At 34.8% G+C, this 24,098-nt stretch carries 23 protein-coding genes and 1 riboswitch; of the genes, 3 read left to right on the top strand and 20 right to left on the bottom strand.

Features of this window, described 5'->3' with window-relative positions:
• Window positions 1-184: 184 nt before the first annotated feature.
• Both LPC09_RS23150 and LPC09_RS23155 read right to left on the bottom strand, forming a co-directional pair.
• Window positions 185-1,792 (bottom strand): pre-peptidase C-terminal domain-containing protein, encoded by a 1,608-nt coding sequence (locus LPC09_RS23150; protein WP_231308516.1) that lies wholly within the window; start codon window positions 1,790-1,792, stop codon window positions 185-187.
• 464 nt (window positions 1,793-2,256) lie between these two features.
• Window positions 2,257-3,309, bottom strand: a complete 1,053-nt coding sequence (locus tag LPC09_RS23155; protein WP_231308517.1) for a hypothetical protein — start codon at window positions 3,307-3,309, stop codon at window positions 2,257-2,259.
• A gap of 267 nt (window positions 3,310-3,576) precedes the next feature.
• Here LPC09_RS23155 and LPC09_RS23160 point away from each other — a divergent pair, with 267 nt between their 5' ends.
• A complete protein-coding gene (locus LPC09_RS23160; protein WP_231308518.1) occupies window positions 3,577-3,795 on the top strand; it encodes a hypothetical protein in 219 nt (72 codons plus the stop codon).
• Window positions 3,796-3,810: 15 nt separating this feature from the next.
• Here LPC09_RS23160 and istB read toward each other — a convergent pair whose 3' ends face one another.
• Both istB and istA (LPC09_RS23170) read right to left on the bottom strand, forming a co-directional pair.
• Window positions 3,811-4,575 (bottom strand): IS21-like element helper ATPase IstB, encoded by a 765-nt coding sequence (istB, locus tag LPC09_RS23165; protein ID WP_098799614.1) that lies wholly within the window; start codon window positions 4,573-4,575, stop codon window positions 3,811-3,813.
• Between the two features lies 1 nt (window position 4,576).
• Window positions 4,577-6,139 carry an IS21 family transposase gene (gene istA / locus LPC09_RS23170; protein WP_098799615.1) on the bottom strand — a complete coding sequence of 521 codons (1,563 nt, stop codon included), beginning with the start codon at window positions 6,137-6,139 and terminating at the stop codon, window positions 4,577-4,579.
• Between the two features lie 706 nt (window positions 6,140-6,845).
• Here istA (LPC09_RS23170) and LPC09_RS23175 point away from each other — a divergent pair.
• Window positions 6,846-7,664: an SDR family NAD(P)-dependent oxidoreductase gene (locus tag LPC09_RS23175; protein WP_231308519.1), complete on the top strand. Its 819-nt coding sequence runs from the start codon at window positions 6,846-6,848 to the stop codon at window positions 7,662-7,664.
• Between the two features lie 185 nt (window positions 7,665-7,849).
• Here the strand turns inward: LPC09_RS23175 and LPC09_RS23180 are convergent, their stop codons facing one another.
• The 15 genes from LPC09_RS23180 to LPC09_RS23250 form a co-directional block, all read right to left on the bottom strand.
• Entirely contained in the window at window positions 7,850-8,701 is an 852-nt protein-coding gene (locus LPC09_RS23180) for a methyl-accepting chemotaxis protein (protein ID WP_231308520.1), read from the bottom strand.
• 131 nt (window positions 8,702-8,832) lie between these two features.
• Window positions 8,833-9,312 carry a hypothetical protein gene (locus LPC09_RS23185; RefSeq protein WP_231308521.1) on the bottom strand — a complete coding sequence of 160 codons (480 nt, stop codon included), beginning with the start codon at window positions 9,310-9,312 and terminating at the stop codon, window positions 8,833-8,835.
• A 68-nt stretch (window positions 9,313-9,380) separates the two neighbouring features.
• On the bottom strand, window positions 9,381-9,611 hold the full coding sequence (locus LPC09_RS23190; protein ID WP_231308522.1) for a hypothetical protein: 231 nt from the start codon (window positions 9,609-9,611) through the stop codon (window positions 9,381-9,383).
• Window positions 9,612-10,409: 798 nt separating this feature from the next.
• Window positions 10,410-11,165 carry a hypothetical protein gene (locus tag LPC09_RS23195; RefSeq protein WP_231308523.1) on the bottom strand — a complete coding sequence of 252 codons (756 nt, stop codon included), beginning with the start codon at window positions 11,163-11,165 and terminating at the stop codon, window positions 10,410-10,412.
• Window positions 11,166-11,440: 275 nt separating this feature from the next.
• Entirely contained in the window at window positions 11,441-11,632 is a 192-nt protein-coding gene (locus LPC09_RS23200) for a hypothetical protein (protein WP_231308524.1), read from the bottom strand.
• 53 nt (window positions 11,633-11,685) lie between these two features.
• Window positions 11,686-12,618: a CAP domain-containing protein gene (locus LPC09_RS23205; protein WP_231309802.1), complete on the bottom strand. Its 933-nt coding sequence runs from the start codon at window positions 12,616-12,618 to the stop codon at window positions 11,686-11,688.
• A 74-nt stretch (window positions 12,619-12,692) separates the two neighbouring features.
• A riboswitch (cyclic di-GMP riboswitch) is annotated at window positions 12,693-12,778 on the bottom strand.
• Window positions 12,779-13,032: 254 nt separating this feature from the next.
• Window positions 13,033-13,833 carry a tyrosine-protein phosphatase gene (locus tag LPC09_RS23210; RefSeq protein ID WP_231308525.1) on the bottom strand — a complete coding sequence of 267 codons (801 nt, stop codon included), beginning with the start codon at window positions 13,831-13,833 and terminating at the stop codon, window positions 13,033-13,035.
• A gap of 404 nt (window positions 13,834-14,237) precedes the next feature.
• Window positions 14,238-14,630, bottom strand: coding sequence for a DUF6010 family protein (locus LPC09_RS23215; protein WP_231308526.1), 393 nt, complete (start codon window positions 14,628-14,630; stop codon window positions 14,238-14,240).
• A 144-nt stretch (window positions 14,631-14,774) separates the two neighbouring features.
• A complete protein-coding gene (locus LPC09_RS23220) occupies window positions 14,775-15,581 on the bottom strand; it encodes a hypothetical protein (RefSeq protein WP_231308527.1) in 807 nt (268 codons plus the stop codon).
• Window positions 15,574-18,060: an FtsX-like permease family protein gene (locus LPC09_RS23225; protein ID WP_231308528.1), complete on the bottom strand. Its 2,487-nt coding sequence runs from the start codon at window positions 18,058-18,060 to the stop codon at window positions 15,574-15,576. Before LPC09_RS23225 ends, LPC09_RS23220 begins: the two co-directional genes overlap by 8 nt.
• Window positions 18,032-18,748 carry an ABC transporter ATP-binding protein gene (locus LPC09_RS23230; RefSeq protein WP_231308529.1) on the bottom strand — a complete coding sequence of 239 codons (717 nt, stop codon included), beginning with the start codon at window positions 18,746-18,748 and terminating at the stop codon, window positions 18,032-18,034. The genes LPC09_RS23225 and LPC09_RS23230 overlap by 29 nt, the downstream gene beginning before the upstream one ends.
• A gap of 2 nt (window positions 18,749-18,750) precedes the next feature.
• Window positions 18,751-19,269, bottom strand: a complete 519-nt coding sequence (locus LPC09_RS23235; RefSeq protein WP_121663772.1) for a hypothetical protein — start codon at window positions 19,267-19,269, stop codon at window positions 18,751-18,753.
• A gap of 137 nt (window positions 19,270-19,406) precedes the next feature.
• Entirely contained in the window at window positions 19,407-19,655 is a 249-nt protein-coding gene (locus LPC09_RS23240; RefSeq protein WP_231308530.1) for a hypothetical protein, read from the bottom strand.
• Window positions 19,656-19,972: 317 nt separating this feature from the next.
• A complete protein-coding gene (locus tag LPC09_RS23245) occupies window positions 19,973-21,232 on the bottom strand; it encodes a sensor histidine kinase (RefSeq protein ID WP_231308531.1) in 1,260 nt (419 codons plus the stop codon).
• Window positions 21,233-21,314: 82 nt separating this feature from the next.
• Window positions 21,315-21,995, bottom strand: coding sequence for a response regulator transcription factor (locus LPC09_RS23250; RefSeq protein WP_121663775.1), 681 nt, complete (start codon window positions 21,993-21,995; stop codon window positions 21,315-21,317).
• 177 nt (window positions 21,996-22,172) lie between these two features.
• Between LPC09_RS23250 and istA (LPC09_RS23255) the strand changes: the two genes are divergently transcribed.
• Window positions 22,173-23,555 (top strand): IS21 family transposase, encoded by a 1,383-nt coding sequence (gene istA, locus LPC09_RS23255; RefSeq protein ID WP_231308532.1) that lies wholly within the window; start codon window positions 22,173-22,175, stop codon window positions 23,553-23,555.
• A 95-nt stretch (window positions 23,556-23,650) separates the two neighbouring features.
• Here istA (LPC09_RS23255) and LPC09_RS23260 read toward each other — a convergent pair whose 3' ends face one another.
• Window positions 23,651-24,058: a hypothetical protein gene (locus LPC09_RS23260; RefSeq protein WP_231308533.1), complete on the bottom strand. Its 408-nt coding sequence runs from the start codon at window positions 24,056-24,058 to the stop codon at window positions 23,651-23,653.
• Window positions 24,059-24,098: the final 40 nt, after the last annotated feature.

Here is a 24,098-nt window from a genome sequence, read left to right on the forward strand (position 1 = left end):
TAGAGCTTCTGTGTACACCTCTATAAAAAAAGTGGTCAGGCAAATAATTCGCTCCTATCTTTTATTAGAGAAACATAAAAGTAAATTTACAGTGTTCCTCGTCCAAATGAAAAGCTCACCTGAGATATCTCTCCAGCGAGCTTTTCTAAATAACTATCTTTTGCCGTATGGGGCAGGGAACCTTTTAGTAAAATGCTCTCAAACGATATGCAGCCTTGTTATAATCACTGCTAGAGTCTGGTACAACTCGGATGTAATAGGTCACTTTCTCTCGAACATCATACTCAATCACTTCATTATTTCTTGCACCTCTAGTAGACGATTCTACGCTAGTTCCATATTGATCATATAAGTATAGTTCATAATCCTCTGGTAATTGATCAAGAACTACTCGCAATGTGCCTGGGTTTGGCGTGATTTTATACCAATCAATGTCTAAGCCATGTTCGATTTTAAATTCATACGAAACACTATTTATTAATGGAAATGCGTTATCCATAACATTGTTTGCTTCTGCTAAACTTGCAAAATAAATATTATTTTTAGGATAGTCTGCTCTTAAACGATATTTATCGTCCTTTGAATAATCATCATCTGAATCACCTAAAACATAAATATAGTAAGTGCCAGCTTCTAAATCTGATACATATATTGATTCTGATAGATTATTTCCCTTTGTTGACCTTGAAACTATTTCCCCAAATTTATTAACAAGATATACCTCATAATCATACCGAAGAGTATCTAAAGTGACATGAACATCTCCCCTTTTATCTGATGTAAATGTATACCAGTCAATATCCTGTGGATCTTCTAATGTATCCAGATAATATCTCCCATTTTCAATAAGGCTTGCACTAGTCATTGTATCATTTGAACCATTTTTGTTATTTGCTTCGTATGTTACTTTCAGTTTATATTCATACTCACTATAATCATCGTTTCCATTCGGATAAACCTTTATGAAGTAATTTCCGGCTACCGCTCTTTCTATTGTAATATATTCACCGTTAGTTCCACCACGACTTGACCTAGCAACTAGATTATCTGCACGATCATAAACAGCTACTTCATAATCTTTTGGAAGATCAGTCAAGCTAACACGAATATGCCCAGCATCATTAGCATTTAATTTATAATAATCAACATCCGTACTATCTGAAATTTTCCCTTTATAAATCACACCTGATTCAATCGAATTTGCTGAATTCAGCGTGTTATTTGCTTCAACTTCTGCTTTTATTACTTGGTTTTCAATAGGATTTTTGTGATTTCTTATATCTGATTCCCATTGTGACAGTGATTTATTCACAGATGACGGTAATCCAGCATAACCACCTGCTTGTTTTATCTCGGTAGCTCTTCTTTTTAATCTATCAAGTTTCCCTAGATCATTTTTTAATTTTGATAGATTTCCACTTTGTAAATGTCCCTCCAGGATGGTTAATAAACGGAATTGAGAAACTTCATAAATTACACGTTCCCTAGAAACTTTGGCTGGAGTCACATATTTAGTATTTAAATTTTTTCTATTTGAACTGCCAGGAACCTTACCGATCGCTTTTTCAGTCGTACGAATTAATGAAGATAATTGGTCATAATAAAGATCTAGAGTAACAATTTCTCCTTCATTTATACGCTGATTATATTGTGAAGCCGTAGCTTTTAATTTTTCTCCTAAATTAACTGCATTTAAATAAGCCTGATTATTCGCCGCACTTGCATTTGGGACAAATAATATGCTCGTACTAAGTAAAATGATTAATGTAAAAATCGAAACGATCTTTTTCATATAAATCCTCTCCTTCTCCTATTTTTCCTTCCTCAATCTTATCTGATTATGTAACATGCGGGTTGCTTTGCTTATTCATCTTTTCCAAAATGCACGACACCGCTTTTAAAACGACCAAACACCTAATACCATACACCACCAACTTTATCAAAATTTCCCAACAGGAATATTGTAACATTTTATTTGAATAGTCTTCTACAAATATAAGTAATTTCTACTATATAATTTCCCTCTTACTATCATTTTCGTACACTAGGAAATTACTACGCATATACCTTCTTTAATTCATTTTAAAGATAAGAAAAAGACGAGAATAGCCTTTTTACTGCCATTCTCGTCTTCTTTTATTCTACTTTTTTTGAAAAAGTGTTATAGTCTTCAAAAATTTGTTTCAGCAAAGTAATGGAGCATTATTCCTATACAAGACGATGTTTATCGAATTTCGCAATGAAGGACCATTACTTTTACAACGGAAATGAAAATGAATAGTTTTCAGTGCCTTCCATTGTAAATGACCATACTATTGAACCATTTTCTATTGTTAGACTACCATCAGTAAACGTCGTTGGATATGGGCCATCAATAATACTATACTCGACAGCAAAAACATCATTAGTGCCCTCTTTAATTGTTCCTACGATAGGATAACTCCCAACGCCTTGCCCTTCATATCCTAAACCAAAGGCAAATGAATCATAGCTCATAATATACAAAACTTGACCATTCCCTGTGTAAAGTTTTTGCCCTATATATACACCTTCTAATATACTTTTTGAAGCTTCCGCTACATTGGCACTTAATTCTTCACTATCAGATGTACCAACACCAGGATCAAGACTAGTTAGGAAAGCAATCACTTCATCTAAATTATCTTCATTTACTCTAGCAACCCCTGCAGCTATAAATGTCTCTACAGTTATGTTTGTCCAATCTCTATTTTTCTGAGCGTCTTGTATTGCTTTTAAAGCTTGTTGTGCTTCTTCATTATTGTCAGGATTATTATATGTATCGAGTACTCTTTCACGGTTTACTAAATACTCACTTATTTGGATTGGAAGACTTTGATATCCTCCTGCATTTTTTATTTCTACCGCTCTTTTCTTTAATCTCTCCAATTTTGAAAATTGTTCAATGGCTTCTTCTCGTTTTCCGTTTTTTTGTAAGTTTTCAATTATTTTCATTAATCTAATTTGTGAAACTTCATAAATAACACGTTCTTTTGTTATCTTGGATGGTCTAACATATGTTTTTAACAAATTGTCTCGATTTGATTTTCCAGGAACTTTCCCAATTGCTCTTTCAGTTTTTTTAATGTAGGTTGTAAAATCATCGTATAGTTCATTAACTTTTACGAGATCTCCATCGTTTATCGCTTCCTCAACCATTGCTTTTCGATCATTTAACATATTTCCAAGGTTATCCGCATCTTTATACCTAGGATTTGTTGTTGCAGATACTGAAGAAACAAATAATGTAGTAACCATTGTGAATAGTAAAACTCTTAAAATACTCTTCATTATTATCAATCTCCTTTCTAGTGACAATTATAACATAATTTAGGTAAAAATACCCAGATTAGATAAGTTTTTCAAGCGGTTTATGCATAATTAGCTCCTGGGCCTGAATTGGGAAAGAAAAATATCATAGTCGCATTTTTAAGCCTTTCGTTACACTTTTGGATAACAAGTGGCGTTTGTTAAATTAACACTCAAAAAGGTCTTATAAATGATATATTTATATTAATAGTGACAGTAAATTGTGAAAATATTTATGGGGCTGGTATCGTGGTAACCGCATGGATCGGAAGTATTTCTTTTCTGTTAGTAGCTATTTTGTACGTATTTTTGGCACTTGGTTTTCCCTATGGAGATTTTGCAATGGGTGGAAAATATAAAGTAATGCCGAAGCAAATGAGATTAACTTGTATCTTTTCTGTTTTTATTCAATTAATTGCAGTCATGTTTTTATTACATGTGGGGAATTGTGACCGTCAAGTAGAATGACACAATTTTTGCTCATTAATTTGAAACACTTTGTTCCCCAAATATGGTAGAACGATGCTTCATACGATAACTATCTTCATTTAAATGAATAATCTCTACTCGATGCAGAATTCTATCTAGAATAGCTGTTGTTATAGCTTGATCTCCTAATAATTCTCCCCATTCTTTTGGAGCCTTGTTAGAAGTTAGAATAATGGACGATTGGTTATATAAATCGTTTATTAAATGGAAAAACATATTTGCTTCTTGTTGATCCATTGCCATGAACATCAAGTCATCTATGATAACTAAATCTGCTTCTCTAATTCTCTTCATTCTTGCTTTAGATTTGCGCGTGAATTCTTCCGTTTTCAGATTATGAACTAGGTCTCCCATTGAAGTAAAAATAGCTTTGTATCCTTGGTTTATTGCCTCTATACCTAGCCCGACCGCCAGGTGCGTTTTGCCTACACCAGGCGGTCCTAGTAATATTAAATTGTATAACTGTTCAACCCAAGTTAAGTCTCTTAATCTATTTAATTGTTTATTACTTAAAGACTTCTGTTCTTTCAAATTGAATTCCTCGAGTGTTTTACTAAAAGGAAAGGTAGCCCACTTTAAGCGATTATTTAATTGCTTTTCCTCTCTTCGAGCTTGCTCATAGGTTGTTACATCTAATAAAAATTGAGTGAATGATTGGTCCTTTTGCTCAGCTTCTCTGATCAAATGGGGTAGGTGTTTGGCAGTTTCAACGAGTCTTAATGCTTTCATTATGTCTTGTATTTGTTGAAGTTGACTCATCTTATTTTACCTCCATTAACACCGTGTAAGAATCTACTTTTCTTTTGTGTGCATCTGTTTCTAAAACCCATTCAGACAGCTTGTTCAAAGGTTTGATTTCTATTTTGTTTTCTATAACTGTTTCATTTATCTGGCGTTGACGTTTCACATATGCAACGATATCGCTAAAATCTGTTGCACTAAATAGTTTCCTTTTTACGCACTCTGCTAACGCCTTGGTTAGTACTTCGCTATTGCTTTCTTTTGCTTCACGCAAGATAATTTGCAGTTGGTCTTTAATGTAACGAGGATTTTTCTCTCTAACCTTCTCTAAATATTGATAGGCTCGTTCTTTATCTTCAAATTCCTCGGCCACTGTGCTAATATATGCTTCGACTCCTTTTGTACGGTCTCTACTATGTTTTCTATCTTTTACTAATTGGCCTTTGCCATTTGGAATCATATGTTTTGCAATGATTTCGCCAGTATCAGGGATATAAATAATCAGTTCTTTATTCTCCGTTTCCTTGATACATACTTTATCCAATTTGTTGTATGTGCCAAGTGGAAGAGAGTACCGATTTGAACCGAAACGAATTGTATTGTCCTTATGGACACACCTTGCTATACTTGTATCATAGTTATTTTGAATATCTATTTTTTTGGAGACCGGCTTTAAGTGTTGCTTTTCGAGGAGAAACACTTCAAACGGTCTTTTTTTTGTTGTGTTGTGTACCTTAAAGTTCCCAGTTCTGTTTAGCCATTCCCAACCTTGTTCGTTCCAGGAATCAATGTTATGGAATACTCTATGTTTGGCAAAGTTTTGTTTTATGAATCCTACAACATTTTCTATTCTTCCTTTACTTTCTGGGTCAGCTTTGCGACAAACACGAAGGTTCAAACCCCTAGATTCCCTATAATTTTGAAACTCTTTTGTTAAAATTAAATCTCCACCATTTTCACTAACTACAATTAAACTATCTTGATCATACACAATCTCATTGGTCATTCCACCGTACCACTTGAATGCATTCTCATGCGCTCTAATTACATCCTGTGTTGTAAAAGGTCTATCCAACCACTCTTTATATTTTTGTCTAGAGTGGGAGAGGACAAAGGCTATAAAGGTTAGCTTAATCTCCTTATTATCAGCTGTCTGTTGCCTTGTATGTCCGAAGTCTACCTGCATTTGTTCGCCCATCGGGGGATCGGGGATTGCCTCATACATTCGAGGAGACGTTTCTTTTTTTATCTGGTATTCTTCTCTAAGATCCTTTACATAACTTCTAACTGTACTCTCCCCAATATTTATATCTTCATATTTCTCCAGAAGCCAATCATACACTTGTGCAGCTGACATATCCGGATGCATCCTCAACCAAGATAGTATCAGCTCTTTATTGGGATCTAGTATTCTCTTTTTATTCTTAAGAGATTCTACCCAATCAGCCATCTCCGAAGGTGATTTCTTCAAATGTCTGTAAACTGTTGACCTTGAAATCCCTAACTTTTCAGCTATTTTAGTTTGACTAAATCCTTGTTTTAATAATTGTCTTATTTCCATGTACATTTCCCACTTATCCACCTTTTCTGACCCCCACTGTAAGTAATGAAACTATTATTCATTTTACAGGGGAGGAGTAATATTCATTGCTGGTATATTTGGGTAAATAAGTGTTTCATCAAATCAAGCAAAACTTGTATACTTTATTCTAGCAGTCACAGGAATGTCATCTCATTTAGTTTAATAGCCCCTATTGCAAAGGGAGTATGTTATTTTTTCGCAGTTTATTTATTCATAAACACAATCATGAATGCTTTTTCAAAAAGCAATAAGGAAAAGATTGTAATGACACCATTATCATTTATCACAGCTATTTGTTTTTTGATTACTGCGTTGAATGGTTAATTTGAACATTATTTATTCAGTTATTTGGGTTCTTAATTTAAGGAGCGATTATAAGCCAACATTGATTTGCTGGCTTTTTTTGTTGTTCATTCGGGATATTGCACGTATAAATAACATTTAAAACCTATTTCATTTTAAATCGTAAATTTAATGAGAACTAGTAATTATTCACAATGACTGGAATATTCATCCTCACTGACTACTCCTTCTTGTACTTCAATATCAGAGATAGTATCTTATCCTCCGTCTTTTTTTCATAAAATCGCCACATCCTTTTGGAAAATCAATAGGAAACCTTATGTCTAAATACGTATATATAAAGAGAAACACTCTTTAACACTCGGCTCATTAGTAGCTAAATTCATTTTATGGAGGTTTTGTCATGGAAGAAACGAGGAAAGTTGCCATCGTAACAGGTGGGGCATCTGGTATTGGAAAAGCCATTTGCTATGAACTTGTAGCTCAGCAAGTTTTCGTCATCATTTGTGATATTGATGATGAGAAGGGTAGTGCGCTTGAACAAGAAATCAATCAAAACGTCATTCATTCAAGATTTATCCATTTAAATGTAACCGATCACAAAGATGTTGAAGCGATTATAACGGGAACATACGAAGAATTCGGTAGACTAGATTACTTATTTAACAATGCAGGCATCGCCATGTACGGTGAACTATATGATATGTCAATGGAAGAGTGGCAGGATATCGTGAACGTCAATTTATGGGGAGTTATTCACGGAACTCAAGTTGGCTACAAAATCATGAAAGAGCAAGGCTTTGGCCATATCGTTAATACAGCCTCAGCTGCAGGTCTTGGTCCCTCCCCTATCTCAGCTGCCTATTCAACAACTAAACACGCTGTTGTTGGATTAACTACCTCCCTTCATTATGAAGCAGAAGAATTTGGAGTTAAGATAAGCACTTTATGTCCAGCCTTTGTTGACACCCCTATATTCGATTCAGCAAAAGCAATCAATATCGATAAATCAATCATCAGACAGCAAGTTAGCAAACAAAAAATGATGACCCCAGAACAACTAGCGAAAATTACGCTAAAAAGCATTCATAAAAATACCCCGATTATTTGCCCAATGCCGATGAGAAAGACAATGGATATTGTTTTTACGATCTTCCCTAAGTTACACAAACAATTGATGAGAATGGTATGCAAAGTAAGCAGAAATGCCCGAGTCAGCTAAAATGAAGTTTTTTGATTATGAATATCATAATCTCTTAAGTCAGCCAATAGTTAACTCGGAACATGAAATAGCGCTAAAAACAAAATAAAGACATTCGCCATATTCACATGGCGAATGTCTCGGTCGCGAAAAAGGGAGCCCAAATGAATTTCTATTGTTAATTGCATATTTTTCTCTGTCCCGTTTTAAAGTTTCGAAGCATAGATATTTAATTCTTTACTCATTTTTTCGATATCATCGATATATTTTGAGATTTCTTCTGTTGAAATTTCCTGTTCTTTCCCGACAGCTACTACCTTTTCTATAGATGAAGCCATATCCTGCATCGATTTCTGTATATCTTTTATCGTTTCTCGGATCTTCTCAGCAGATGAACTAGTTTCATTTGATAGCTTTCTAATTTCTTTCGCGACTACATCAAATCCTTTTCCCATTTCTCCTGCACGAGCTGCTTCAATTGAGGCGTTTAAGCCTAATAAGTTGCATTGATTTGCTATTTTCTTAATAAACGTGATAACATCATCTGTTTTTTTCATTTCTTCAGATGCTAGTTTAGATTGGTCAAGCAGGTGATGGCTAATAGTTGATAACCCCTCTGCTCCCTTCTCTACTGTTTCAATTCTCTCATTAGTTGAAACAATGGATGATACGATTTGATCCGATATCTTCCTTAATTCTCTTTCATTATGTTCCTGAAGTTGAATTGCAATAGCACCTATGACCTTCCCGCGATGAACTATAGGGTGTGCTAGTCCTGTAAAAGAAAAACCAAAGAACTCAGCGGGTACCTCTTCTTTAATGGATTTATTATTTCTAATACACTCCGCTAGCGGTTCGCGAGGATTAATTTTGGTTCCTTTCCTCGCTCCTAGATCAATTTTGGGACTTGGATAATACGCGAGCCATTCTTCAGTATTGCTTATTCCCATTGCAATATTGGGCAGCATTTTTGAGATAATAGATAATATTTGTATATAAGAATCTAACACACTAGAATTCTCATTAGTGTTGGTTTTGTTCATTATTGATGTTGCCATATGATAGCCCCTCTCTTTTCTTACATATTATTATAAGCGTTTATTACAGTTGATACATTTTTTAATGTGTTTTCCTAAAACACAATTAAAAGGAGAAGTGCCAAATAACACTTCTCCTTACAATATCTTCATCAAGAATGGCGGTATCCTGGAAACACAACTTCACTAGTATTCACTAGCTGCGTAATAGGCTTTTCATTCGTTCCTTTTTGGTACCATTTCACAGCTGCCTTACCCCATTCAATAAATAGCTTATTTTCATATGTCATTAATGGGTCATCTTCAATTTCAAATAGGGGATGCATAATTTCATCTTTATATGACTCTAGCAAAAATGGTGAACACTGTGGTGATATACTTGGAGTCTCTCCATGTCTCACTTCATATGACTTTAAATACTTTGCTGTTGTTCCTTCATCCGAAGAGAAAACTATTACTCTATCATATGCATCAAAAAAACCAGGAGATTGCTTTTGTGTATACTCTCGCAAGGATCCATCACGATATGCCGTTATAAATCGTTCATGCTTCATTGAATGACGGATAAGTAATGTTCTTGTTAAGTTGTATTGACAGCGTAGTAATATATCAGATAAATAGAAATGAATCATACGTTACTCCTTTAGGGACATAGGGTCTGGCCCCTTGGCCCACATTTTTTATCTAAGAAAAGTTAATTCTACAGCTTTTCATTTGTTTTTTTATATTCAACATAACGTTGTAGAGCAAGGAGGTAATGATTTTTAGATTTTGGAAATTCTTTCTCGATAGCTGCTTTTATCATCGGAGTTACCTCATTTTCTCCCTTATATAACCCTCTATTAACAATTCCATTAAAACGGCCGACATAATCATCAGCAGATCCTTCACCGATATGATATTCTTGCATTAGGAATTCTTTGAATTTCATTGTTCATCCCTCCTAGTTTCATAATATTATCCAACAAAACCTTAGCAATATATCTACAAAATTCTACATTCCTTTTTAAAGTCCTTTTCGATGTTAAAATCTTCGCAGAAATATTATTAATTCCTCATTGTGACTCGTTAATGAACATTATTTATTAGACCCCTTGCTTAAGGGAAGTTTATAGTTATGGAGTGTCACTATAACCTTCTTATTCAGTATAAGTACCTTTTAAAATATAAAAAAACTACTGATTTCTCAGTAGCTTTTAAACACTTTAATGATATAACATTCAAGAAAAAACCATATTTCTTAAGGATTCAAGAAAATTGAATAGGTAAAAAGCAACCCTACCTACGACACTTTTCGACATATATCGACAATGTTATTATTACATTGTGTGTTTTACCTTTCGAGATGCAATTTATGCATCTCTTTTTTTATATCCTATATATATTCACTCTCCACATCTTAACTGAACTATATTATATCTATCAATTCCTATTCAATTGAATACCGTTATATGGCCCTACATTAACTGTTCTAAGAATTTGCTTCCTCCTTCATAAAATTCTATAACCGAAAAAATTACTTCGTTATATCCCTTTTCCAAAACAAATAAGTTAATGTGGTGAGCATTATCTTAAGAATTAAATGGTTCACTCACCTCTCCAGTATCCCACCCGAGCCATATGCACTTCCTATATATCTACTTGTACCATCCTCAGATCGCTGAATATAAATAACCTTTATGTGATAGAACTTTCTTTAATGGAGAGATTAATTCCGAACAACAATATCCTAATATGTTTTTGGATTCTCTATAAACTCAATTCCTGCTGATTGATAACGATAAAATGGATTATGACCATCCCAGCCATCTTGCATTTGGGTTGAAGGTAACGATTCGTCTTCTTCCTTAGTCACAGTACAAGTGTAATAATATTTCATCAGCACTTTATAGATTTCTTCATAAGTTAAATTTCCTTGGTATGCTTTATCAACCAGCATTTTCAAATAAAGATTTTTAGGTACTATGTGTTCAAAGATTAATTTTTTCTTTTCCTTTTGCTGCAATACAAGTAATGCTTGCGGAGTAATAAAATCCGTCATGCTGTATTTTCCATTATATAGACCATTCTGCCGATGATAGCTTTCTGTCAAAAAGTACAAATCATCTCCCAAGCCTTTGGAACTTAAATGGTATTGCTTTAATCGCGGATCACTTATTTCGAGCTTTAATTGAAGGATCTCTTCTAAATGTTTACTTAAAAACTCAATAAATTCTAGTCTTGAAAACTCATTTGTTTTAGGAGATGAATATTGATTCTCCTTTGACGGCTCTCCATTAGGCCTTCCTAGCTTATTTATTTTAATAAAACTGTATACTATCCCATTTGTATGTGTATAAATTTCGTTATCATGTATTCCTTTATTGATTATTTTCCAAGGAAAACGCTCTCGACCTAGTTCCACCTTCATAAAATGAGCTGCCTTTTGAATTGAGGGAAACTCAGCAAGTAGTTCATTGTCTTTATATATGGTAACTCTTTTCATTTCTTTCACCTTATTTCTAGTAGAAAATTCTTTGCCACTATTTATTTATCCACCCCATCATAGAATTATGAGGTTAGTATAATAAGGAAATAGCCCTGTATAATTTTAAAAAATCATTAAGTAATCTTTTAATTCTATCTTTTCGTTTTCATTTATTTGAAAAATTTTCCTCAAAAATAGTAAAGTAGCGCCTATATCCTTTTCTCTTCGGAATAGACGCTAGTTTATTAGCACTCAATTAAATTTAATAGAATTTGGGACAAGGAACCAGACCCCTATTCAGAAAACTCCTTCAAAATCTCTTCTTTCATATTCAGCAAAGTTTCAGAGATTTCATTTGGTAAAGCTTCATAGCCACCGGCCTTTTTAATCTCAACCGCTCGTTTCTTTAATCGACCTAGTTTTTCATATGCTGATTGTGCTTTGTCATATTGTCCAGTTGATTGCAGGTCTTGAATAATTCTCATTAATCTAAGCTGTGAAACCTCATAAATAACACGTTCACACTTTCTCTACATTTTTATATATCAAGTATAAACATCTGAGTCCAGTATGTACTATACTTCGCCTTCTCAGCAGTTGCGAAGCCAATTCCAATTTCTTTATGAAGACCAAGGATATTCATTCTATGTCCAGGACTATTCATCCAACCGCTAACTACTGCTTCTGGTGATTGATAGCCGGCAGCGATATTTTCAGCTGCTATTTGATAAGTGATACCAAACTGCTTCATCATTTCAGTGGGGGAACCGTATGTTGGAGATTGATGACTAAAATAGTTGTTTAAACCCATGTCATTGGCTTTTTCTCTGGCAACAGAACTTAATTTAAAGTTTAAGATTAGTGGGTTATCTTTACCACTTATTAACCTTTCGATATTTGTCATTAAAAAAACATCGTATTCAAACTCGTTAATCTTAAACGTATTGCCCTTTTCGATCTTTACGAAATTATTAGTTCTTAATGAGTTTTCAATCATTTCGAGTGAAGAATCAATATAAGATGGTACATCTTCATAATTACCCGCTTCTTTAATTGCTACTGCCCTCTTTTTTAATCGAGTTAACTTATTTAAATCGCTAGTAATATCTGTGTTACCATCAATAACTTGTAATCCGATATTTTTCAACAAACGGTATTGTGATACCTCATAGATCACTCTTTCTTTCGCAATTTTAGCTGGTCGCACATATGTCTCATTAAGCTTGTCTCTATTGGACTTTCCTCTTATCTTACCAACCTCTATTTCAACTATCTTAATATAGGTTGATAATAGATCATAATAACTATCAATGATTCCTATATTTCCATAGTCAATCCTATCGTTGAATACCTGTAAGATTGCCTCTAAATTTTGAGCTTCGAAATCGACTTTTCTAAATTCAGCTGCATATGTTTTGTTTATCCCTATGTTCATAGTTATTAATAAGGTTGTTATTAACAAAACAGCCATTCTTTTCAATTAGATCTCCCCCTTATCCAAAATAAAAAACACTACAGTTATCCCATAGTGTTTCTTCCAACATCAATGGCAACCTGACAATCATAGCATTTTATGCCTTAGACTCATGGCTTTGCGTCCTTACTTTTCAGCAAGTTTGCCTTTTTCAATTTGTGAATATGTTCGATGATATATCATATATTATATCAATATTTTTGATTGTGTTTTATAAAAATTTAAGAATAACCACTTACCTCTCAAGTATCTTCTTGTAGGAGAAGCAAAAAAAATTTCATATTTTTTAAGAATCTACTTTAATTGCTAGCTACATTTGAGTTTATGACATCTACAACTTCCGTGCTAATCATAAACTCTAATGGATTCGCTTTACATATACACTTTGAATCCATCAGTTATTACTTATTTCTACTCCTTACTTTTCAGGACTAGATTCTGCTTCAGTCTATCTAGAATCTCTACTTCTAGTTGGCAAGCTTCCATAAGATAGGTTTCTACGGTTCCAAACCGCTCCTTAATATTGGTATATAATTGCTCGAGCACTTCAGGATGAGCCTTTAATATGAATTCAGTACGCTCTGGGGAGACTTGAAAAAGAGTCATCCATCTCATGACTTTTATAAATATATCTAATCGATGTTTGTAATAATCGTTGGTTAAGAGATATTCTTCCAATACCCTTTGGTAGGGTACCTGAACTAAGGACTGAATGATTGATACAATAATCCCTGTTCTATCCTTTCCAGCTGAACAATTGATGAGCACCGGCCAATTTTTATCATCAGAGATTAAGGTAAGTATTTTTTTTATCTGTGGAGTTTGATAGAATGCAATACTGTGATAATACTCCCTAGTAAAGTTTTTAAAATCTTCTGCTCCTGTCTTTCGAAACAAAAAGCTAAGAAACTTTCGGAAATTAGCATCTTGAGTCTCTATGGGAAGTAGAGGAATGTTCACAGAATTTATCTCCTCAGCAGAAAGTAATAAGGGCTTATTCTTGTTATATTCTTTTTCTGATCGAAGGTCTAAAATTGTTTTAATCTTAAATTTCTTTAATTTTTCCAGATCACGTGGAGTCATGTTAGATAACTTATCTGAGCGATAGAGCACACCTTTTTTTATGGTAGATCCTTGCTCTGTTTTTACCCCTCCGATGTCACGAAAATTATATATTTTTTCAAAGTGTTGTATTAATTGATTGTTTCTCATATTTCTCTCCCACTTATTATTACTATTTTAAATGGTATTTATCGTAGTTATCCAGTGTCAACTAATCCTGCATGCCCTTTTATATCCCAGAAAAAACCGGGTGAACAAGAATAAGATCTGTTTATTCTAATACTAAAAATTAGAGTGCTATTTCTCCTTCATGTTTGCATACATCTTGAATTTGGCTTAAATACTTCAACTGTTAACGGATTACGATTAATGTCTTGAGACTCTCCTATTCCTTCTAAGGCAAATCTAAAATTTCCTTTAATGGTTTCGATTCTTCTTCAAATGTAAATGTGTCTACATTTACATAGGATATCCTTGTTCACTGGTATTTAAGTGCGAGGTTCTTATCCTTCATAACTTCAATCATTAGCTCTAATTCTTTTGATTCTGGCATTTTAATAAAATTGAATAATAAAGATAGCAACGACTAAGTCAAAGACAGCACATAATGGTGGAAACCATTTTACTACTTTAGTTTGAATGATTTTTGGATGATGGAGAAGATCCCATACCCCATGTAATAGGTAGCCAACAGCTATCCATAGAGGTGAGAATATAAGACCTAAGAATGCTAGATTAAAGAATAAACACGATAAGCCAAATTCAATCGAAATCCATTTTACACGTGAGTCTGACAATGCAGCTCCGAGATAAACACAAGCAGTATATGCTAAGAATAATGCAAACAATTGATAAGAAAACGGAGATGAAAAGGAAAAGAATAGTTTACAAACCAATAATGCTAATAGAATACCTACAACAACACTTTTGAACTCTATTTTTTTCATTATTCACCTCGTAAGTTATTTTTTGTTGATTTTATCAAAATAGGTGTTCCTGATGTTATTTACACAACCCCACCGTTACCTCCCAAAAAAATATGCGGGATATTCGTAACTCATTATTGTGCCTCCACCGTTGCCATTGGTGCTCTATGGAACGTCAACGACTAAAGGCACTGTCACGATATTCCCGTTTCTTTGAAATTGGGCCCAAATTTTATAGACTCCAGGTTGTGGGAATGTTGTTTCAAAGAGGGCAACAGGGCCGCTCCCTTGATTTTCTAATGCATGAACATGTAAATATCGTTCACTGTCTTCAGATAAAACAACAACGTGACCAATAGATCCTAGATAGGGTTCAAGGTCAGTTATTGGATCCTTGAGATCACCTTCCGTTAACCTAAATTCTAATGTAAGCTCCTTCCCAGCCTCTAGCCCAGATTTTACAGTTAACGATACATTTATTCCTTCAATAATTTTCTCGAGACGATGATCAACAGATACAGGACTTAGTTGAGCAGCTTCTCCTTCAACTGTTACCCATTCCATTTTACTCATTGAATCACCATCTTTTGGTTTGAAGTCCGCTATCATCCGATACTCGCCGCCAGCTGGGAAATGATTCTCCACCTCAAATACTCCATTCCCCTTATACTCTGGATGAATATGGTTAAAATAGGATAAATCTTTACTAACTACGATCAAATGTAGTAGCTTTTCATGAGTAACCTCAAATTCTTCAATGGGGTTACCGTTGTTAGCAACCGTCATTCTTATTAAATGGTCATCACCAGGAGCTTGACGTTCATCAAGCTCCCACTCCACCTTCACATCATCCGTCATGATTCTTTTACTCTCAACCACGTTCTCTTCATCCCACGATGAATCTGAATTACAGGCTGTCAGTAACAATACAGCCGAAAAACATAGAAATAAGATCAGGCTTTTTTTACTCATATCGCAACGCCTCATTTAATGGAATTTTTGCAGCTCTTCTTGAAGGGGCAAAACTTGAAACCAAGCTTATGAGTATTCCAAACGAGAAAATCAACGTAATGATCAGTGGGGACACGCCAAACTCAAACGTTAGGTTATTATACTCCATAAAGCCAGATGTCATATAGATTAATAGGATACCGAATAGAATACCGATGACAGTTGCTGCTAAGCCTATTCCGAACCCTTCAAGAATAACCATTCGGACGACTTGTTTTCGTGTGACCCCTACTGCACGCATCATTCCGATTTCACGAACACGTTCCATGATATTGATTAGCAATGTATTCGTGATTCCGATCCCTGATATAATAATTGCCAAAATGACTAATGCATTAATAATGCTAAACGAGCTTGTCACCATGGAGCCTATGACGGTTACCCAATCCTCTGGGCCCCACATTTCTTCCACGCGTTCTCCAAATTGCCCATAGATATTTTCTCTTAACTGAAGTGAACTTGTTTCATCATCCTTCAACACTAATGCATTTTTTTCAAATTTCACTCCGAAGCTCTCTTTAAAATGAGCCTCGTTCATAAACGCACCATATCCTCTATTTTTCATTGTATTAACGACAGCAATAACCTTAAATGACTTTGCTCCATCTAGGGTATCTAGCGTGATGCTTTCTCCAATTCTTCCACCCCATACTTCGTAGGAAATTTCATCAAGAATGATTTCATCGTCATGTAAACGTTTAATTAAGTCACCATGTGTTTCATTTTGTCCGGTAAACAGCGGAAAACGATCAATCCAATCTTCTCCAACTCCAAATATAGGGAGCATTCGTTTTTCTCCATCTAGAGTCCAAATGATTGATTGTAAAGAATATGTCGTTGCATCGGCAACACCTTCTGTATTTTTGATTTTTTCTAGATCTCCTTCTTCAATGTGGTGAAACATAATATCAAGATTCCCACCATATGTTGAATGAACCATTTTTTCATAGGTCTGTAATAGTGCTGAATTCAAAGAACTCATTAACACAATCATGGCAATTCCCAGGCAAAGTATGACAGAGGTCATCGAAGAGCGACTAAGATTGCGATGTAAATTCCTCATTGCCATATCTCCTGAAAATCTGAATATAAGACCATAAAACCCTTTCATAACGAGTACAAACAGTCTAAATAAATATGGGAAGATGCATGCAATCCCCACCATTAGTGGCAAAACTAATAGTAAATGTTCAATAAAAAAACTTGAAATAATTAGAACGATACCGAGGATCCCCACCCATTTATTCGTAGGTTTCGCTTTTGATTTGTGCTCCTTTAATACTTTTATCACGCTAATTTTTCCTACATCTCTAATCGGATACCAAGCTGCAATGACTGGAACAACCAATCCTGCGAGTAACGATAATAAAATCCCTGGTAAAAGAACAATACTATTTCCTTCTTGAATACCGATCAGCATAAAGACGAGATTTGTTAATCCTAATGCCATTCCATATCCAACGACCAACCCAATTACAGTTCCAATCAACGCTAACAGGATCACCTCTGATAACACCATGGCCTGAAGTTGTCCTGGGGTATATCCAATCGTTTTTAGAACGGCAAATTCATTTTTTCTTTCCTTTATGCTCACGTATAGTGAATTAAAGATGATGAAAGCACTTAATATGATCCCTAGGAAACCAGCGATATACAATGCCATGAAAAAGGAATCCATTTTTTGAAATTCTTCATTAATATTGATAACGACTGGTTGCATAAAGATGTCTGAATTCATTTTTGCAACTTGATCAGCGGCTTGCTTAACTGATGCAACACTTTCCCGATCATTTGCTTTTCCTTGAATTCCTTGAATTTGACCCTCTAACCCAAACCATTCTTGAACAACTGGTAGTGGAAGAGCGACTGCCCAATGATGATACTTTGCCATATTCCAACTGGATGGTCCCATTAACTCTTGTGTGTACTTGATAATAGCGGAAACCTCGATGTTTTTTATTCCTTGATCTGTATTAAACGAGATAGAATCACCAATCCTTGAACCCCATATCTTAGCTGTTCTATCAGTTATAACAGCACCTCCACCGTTTAGATCGCCTTCGATTAGCTCAAATCCAGTAACAGCTGTATCGAGCTTACTGTAACCTGTCACAACCATCCTTTTTTGGATAGAAGATATCTCTTCCTCCTCTACGACAAGCTTTGTATTTTCTTTTAATAGTGCAACAGATGTCGCACCATCAATCGTTTCCATTTGCTTATACACGTCTTCTGAAAAATACGCATCGGTGCCTGCAAGAATGAAATCCGCTTTTGCGAAGGCTTTTTGTACAAAGATTGGAAATGACTTCTCTGCTGAATCCACTGCAGCAATAACCGAAAAAGTGGACGCGACACCGATGACAATCGATAAAATTGTCAGGAAGGTTCTCAACTTTCGACGCATTAAGTTACGCCATGCGATTTGCCATTGTTTCATTATGATGACCTCCTTTTACACCGTCCTCTATAATTAATCCATCTCGGACTGTGATGATCCGATTGGCAACTTGTGCCGCTTGTAAATCATGGGTTACCATCACGATGGTTATTTGGTCCTCTAGATTAAGCTTTGAAAGTAAGTTCAAAATCCCTTCCCCATTTATCTGATCAAGATTTCCTGTTGGTTCATCCGCTAAAATTAACTTTGGTTTCATAGCCAATGCTCTGGCAATTGCTACCCTTTGTTGCTGCCCTCCACTTAACTGAGAAGGAAATTGAGATTCTTTTCCTTCAAGTTTCACATCAGATAAAAGCTGGCTAACTGTCGATTTAATTTTCTCTTTAGAAGCATTGTTTGCTGATAGTGACAAGGCAATGTTTTCTCCCACTGTCATCATCGGTAAAAGCTGATAGTTTTGAAAGACGAAGCCGACTTTTGTACGTCGGAATTGAGTCAGTTCTTTCTCACTTAATCCATTTAATTGAACATCATCCACCACAATGTTTCCTGTGCTTGGTAGATCTAGACCCCCGAGCAATTGCAGTAAAGTACTTTTCCCTGATCCACTTGGGCCCATTATCGCTACAAATTCGCCCTTTTTAATGTGGATATTATTATCTTTTAATGCGTAAAAATCTCCTGATTCTAAAGAATACACCTTTGATACATTTGACACTTTTATCATTTTTATTTCCCTCCACTATTGATTTTTTTTGTGTTTGAAACTATTTTTTTGTGTTGTTTGTTATACGTTAAAGATGCAATGGCTAGCAGTAAAATGAAGCCAAGTAGTAGCCACAAAATGTAAGTTGGTAAAAACGTAAATGCAAGAACAAACCAAGCAAAAAATAATGCCGATGGGCTAAGGCCTTTTAAGATTTGATAGAGGATTTTCACAAAGCCCCTATTATATAAAGGTGTGGCCTCAAGAAGAAAAATAAATGGATTACAAAATGTTCCAAATGCGAGTGGAATCACAGCAAACACCGGAAGCTGATGGTTCGTTCCTAGCTCTAATAGAAACACCAGACCAATTGAAAAAGCCTGCATGATAAAATCTAAATGAGCGGATTTTAATTTTCTAGGATTCGTAAAAAACTGCTTTAGCTCGGAATGATGCAGATAATATACCGCTCCAAGTGGCAGTGATAATAATAGTCCCACCAAAAAGATAAAACCTGCCCAGTGTAATAGAAATATATTCAATTAATTACCTCCTTCTTTTTCAGTAATGAAATAAATTCTGGCTAACAATTTTCCATCTTCTATATGACCTCACCAATTTCTGTTGTTAATGTAAACCACCAATATGAACTGGATATGAACTACTGAAAAAACTCTTCTTACCACCCTGTTTCAAATAAAGTCCATACGACTAACAGAAAAGCAAACGTTGAAAAAACAAAAATAACAATGACAAGTTGCACTGATACAACAGGCTCTTTTAACTGTTCGTAAACGAACCATAGTATCGAACCTAAAGTTAGAACAATAAGCCCCCTTCTCACGGAAATAGCCATTTCAATAAACACGTTACATGCAACAATCATTGAAAGTATTAATGGTAGTAACATGAGCTTGTGAAGGTTCACAAAAGGTTGCTCCCTCCTATTCTTTTAATAAACGCTTTATAAGATTGACTATGAACATACTATAAAACCTCAATATGAACTGAATATGAACTTGAAATAAAATGAAGAAGAAAGGATCATCGTTATTCCGAAAGGATGAATATATAAAAAAATGCCCAGATTTTTCTGAGCGTTTGATCAGTTTATAATGTTGGATTTATTGTTATCCAACGATTTTTTGTTGAAGTATTTCCAAAACGTATAATTGATAAAGAAACCCGAAATCAATAGCTGATTTCGGCCTCTTAACATATAATGATTTATATCATTCCAGCTTTTTATCCTTTAAATTCCATAGGTATTGTAACAGTGAATGTTGCCCCTCCTTCAGGGCCTTCTCCTACTTCAATCGTTCCATGATGAAGATGGATGATTTGTTGAACAATGGATAAGCCAAGACCGTTTCCTTTAATAGAAGGATCTCGGGACTTATCCACTTTATGAAATGGTTTGAAAATATCTTTTCGTTCCTCTTCTGGAATGCCTTCACCATTATCTGTGATTGATACTGTGAATACAGTATTCTTTACCTTAGCTGTTATTCGAATTTCCCCTTGTCTAGGGGTAAATTTAATACTGTTATTAATAATATTTGTCCACACCTGTTTCAGCTGGTCTTTATCTGCTTCAACTTTCAACGGCTCAAGCTTAATATCAAAGGTAATTTCCTTAGTGCTCCATTGCGGCTCCAATCCAATAACCACATCTCGCAGTTGTTCATCTAAACGGAAAGAAGTGATTACATGCTGATGCTGGTCATGCTGAAGATGAGATAATCGTAACAAATTCCTTCCTAGACGAGATAAACGCTCACTTTCCTGTTCAATAATTGTCAAGTACTGGTTTCGCTTTTCCTCACTCATTTGCTTTTGTCTTAGAGCTTTTGAAAAACCTGAAATCGATGTTAAGGGTGATTGAATTTCATGTGAGACATTGGCCACAAATTCTTGACGCATTTGATCAAGCTTTCCAAGTTCCCGAGCCATCTCATTAAAGCTTGCACTTAAGACACCAATCTCATCTTTTCGTTTCGTAGGAAGTTCGATATTAAAATGACCCTGGGACATCTTTTTTGTTGCATCTGTTAAGCGAATAAGAGGTTTCACAACATAACGTGCTGCAATAATAATTAATAGGCTTCCTAAAAATAAAATGATGACATACATGAGATGAATAGAATTCATAATCTCAACTTCGACTTTATTCCTGTCAACCGTTAAAAATAATGCATAAGACTCTCCGTTATCTTCAAATGGTATTCCCACTATCGGAAGATGATTCATTCCTGCATATATATAATCTTCTCTCCCTCCCGATAAAACGCTCTCTATGTAGTTCCTATCCACTTCCATTTCTTCTCCAAGAAGTGGAACACCTTCTTGGTTGTATAGCTGAAGACGAGTTTGGGCTGTACCAGTAAATGCCTCTAAAAAAGGTAGTAGATTATCAGATTCTGTAGATTTATAGATTTCAATGACCTTTTCTCCATTGCTAACTAGGATATCTCGAATCTCAGAATGGATTCTCCCTTGGTACATTAGATTGGTCCCAATATAAGCAATCACTAAACTCAACATGACCGTACTAACAAAAATAACGACAATTCGAGTGTATAATGACTTAATCTCTGTACACCTCCAAACGGTACCCAAGGCCACGAATGGTTACGATCTTAAAGTCATTTTCGAACTCTGCGAAACGTTCTCTAAGTCGTTTGATATGGACATCAACTGTCCGTTCATCCCCCTCATAATCAATGCCCCAAATTTCCTCAATAAGATTGTCACGAGTGAACAACTGCCCAATATAGCTACCAAGCTTGTATAATAGTTCAAATTCCTTCATTGGAATCGTTACCCTTCTACCATCCTGATATATTACTTGATATGTTTTGCGATCTAACTCAACTTCTCCAAGATTTATCATATTAGAAGCAGCAATCCGGTATCGTTTAAGAAGTGCACGTACTCGTAGAACTAGCTCAACTGGGTCAAAAGGCTTTACCAAATAATCATCTGTACCAAGCTTAAACCCCTTAATTTTATCTTGAGCCTCTCCTTTTGAGGTAATCATCAAGATTGGGATATCGCCTAATTCACGAAGTTCCTTACATAGCTCCCAACCATCTAATTTAGGCATCATAATATCTAAGATCACTAGGTCCAACTTATGATTCTCTGCATAATCCAATGCCTCTGCCCCATTTGACATCTCAACAATCTCAAAGCCCTCATCATCCAAATACAGACGAACAAGTTCACGAATATGAGCTTCATCATCAACAATCATAATCTTCGCCAATTAACAAGTCCCCCATCTATTTGATCATAAAGTTCATATTCTATTATATTCTGAGAAGTTATTATATGGAATAGATATCCATTTCCCGTCTTGCTAAATTATCATCATCGACTTAATTCTTCTTTTTCAATACCGATAAAGAATATGTATTTCTTTCATTTAAAAAGGAGAATCAATATGACATTATCCAGAACCCAAGAATCACAAATCCTAGATTTACACCTAATCGGTACTGCTCAGCGGGCAATTGCTAAAGAAGTTGCTGTTTGTTTAGATAGTGTAAATAAACGTATTCAGCACTTTAAACAAACCGGTACCACACATATGCCTTATAAAAAGAGAACTTCCCAGTATGACCCCCAAGAAGAAATGATCAGACAAAGAATTCGGTATTATCTATCATTAGAGAAACGTAAAAGTAGATTCACAGTAAATCAATTACATCTGAGTCTACTAAATGACGGTTATATTGTTAAAAAATCTAAAGTAGGACAATGGGTAAGATTTGAGCGAAATCGTTTGAAGGAAAGCTATCTAGATATTTATCATGAACCAGGTGTAGCTGTACAATTCGACTGGGGATCAAAAACAATTAGAGTAAATCAGCGTAACAAACTTATCCATTTTGCAGTGTTTGCTCTACCTTACAGTAATTTTCGCTATGTACATGTTACTGAGAAAATGGATTCAAAGTCTTTCGTAGATGCATTTATCTCTTTTACAAAGCATATCAAATGCGTATTTTCCATTCTACTTATAGATAATATGAAAATTGCTGTAAAAAATCGTTCATTTAGGGAAAACCAAATACAATTAACAGACCTATTCAAACAGCTAGAGAATCATTATGGAATGACGGTACGCCCGTGTACTCCTTATAAACCAAATCAAAAGGGAACTGTTGAAAATGCTGTAGCTACATTAAAACAAGAACTTCATGGTCTGAACCAAGACTATAAATCTATTAAGCATTTACAAAATGAAATAAACGTGATCTTTAAAAGATTGAATGATAAAAAACACCCAACAAAAAATAATACATGTCAGAAACTAATGAAATATGAGTGTTCACTGGCAGGCCAAGTTCCTTCAAAGCATTTCGTTTACTTTCATGAGATTACTAGAAAGGTTAGAAATGATACATTAGTTTCATTAGATGGTAATTATTATTCTGCACCTGAAGAATATAAAGGAGAAAAGGTGAAGATAAAATATAATGACCGAACTGTTAAGATCCTGTCTAGTGATGGGAAAACTTTAGCTAAATATAGCCGTTGCTACGGAAAGGGATACAGGAAATACAGAGTATGGAATATGTTACGTATGCATCAGCATAAATCAGATGGTTTTGATCAATCCAACCAGAAAAGACAACTACCTCGCTGGCTTAAAAAACTATATGATCAGCATTTTAACCAATACGCAGAAGACTACTTTATATTTCTTGAATTAATTAAGAATGCTTCGAGGGATAATGTAAAGAGGTTATTAAAATATCACAGCGTACACGATATAAAGTTAACATCTATTTCAGCTTTTGACTTTATATCTAGATGTTAGAAAAACAATTGTTCTTTGATAATTAAATAACTTAAAAAAGTTCATACTAAAAACAATATGCCCCCTTTTTTACCCTCTTTAGATATCTGAATAGTCTAATATTTTGCTCGAGATAAAAGTAATATCTGTCTATATATATAAGAATAACTTGTTATTACTGTTCTACTTTTATTAGTTAATCTGTTCTGTTTTTGGTGAAAAAGATCCACATACATTTCATATGCAAGTTGTTCTCCATTTTTTATCCATACTTCGTACAATTTCCTTCTAGTCCCATCCTCTTCAACTACTCCTAATATCCACTCATATCCCTCTTCATCAATGTACATTATTGCTTCCAAATTTAGTGGGTTTGGAAGTTTTTTCAGATGGTCAGCAGGGATTAACAAGTCATCAATATCTTCATGATAGAAATCATATGATTCAAAACTTACTTCATCCCTTACGACTTCTTTGTTGAACGTTCTTTTCATAGTTTTTACAAACCAATCAATATCTGCCATTATCTCTGCTCTCCTCTGACATTTCCCTTTTCTTCACTGA

The organism is Metabacillus sp. B2-18 (genome assembly GCF_021117275.1).
GTDB lineage: Bacteria > Bacillota > Bacilli > Bacillales > Bacillaceae > Metabacillus.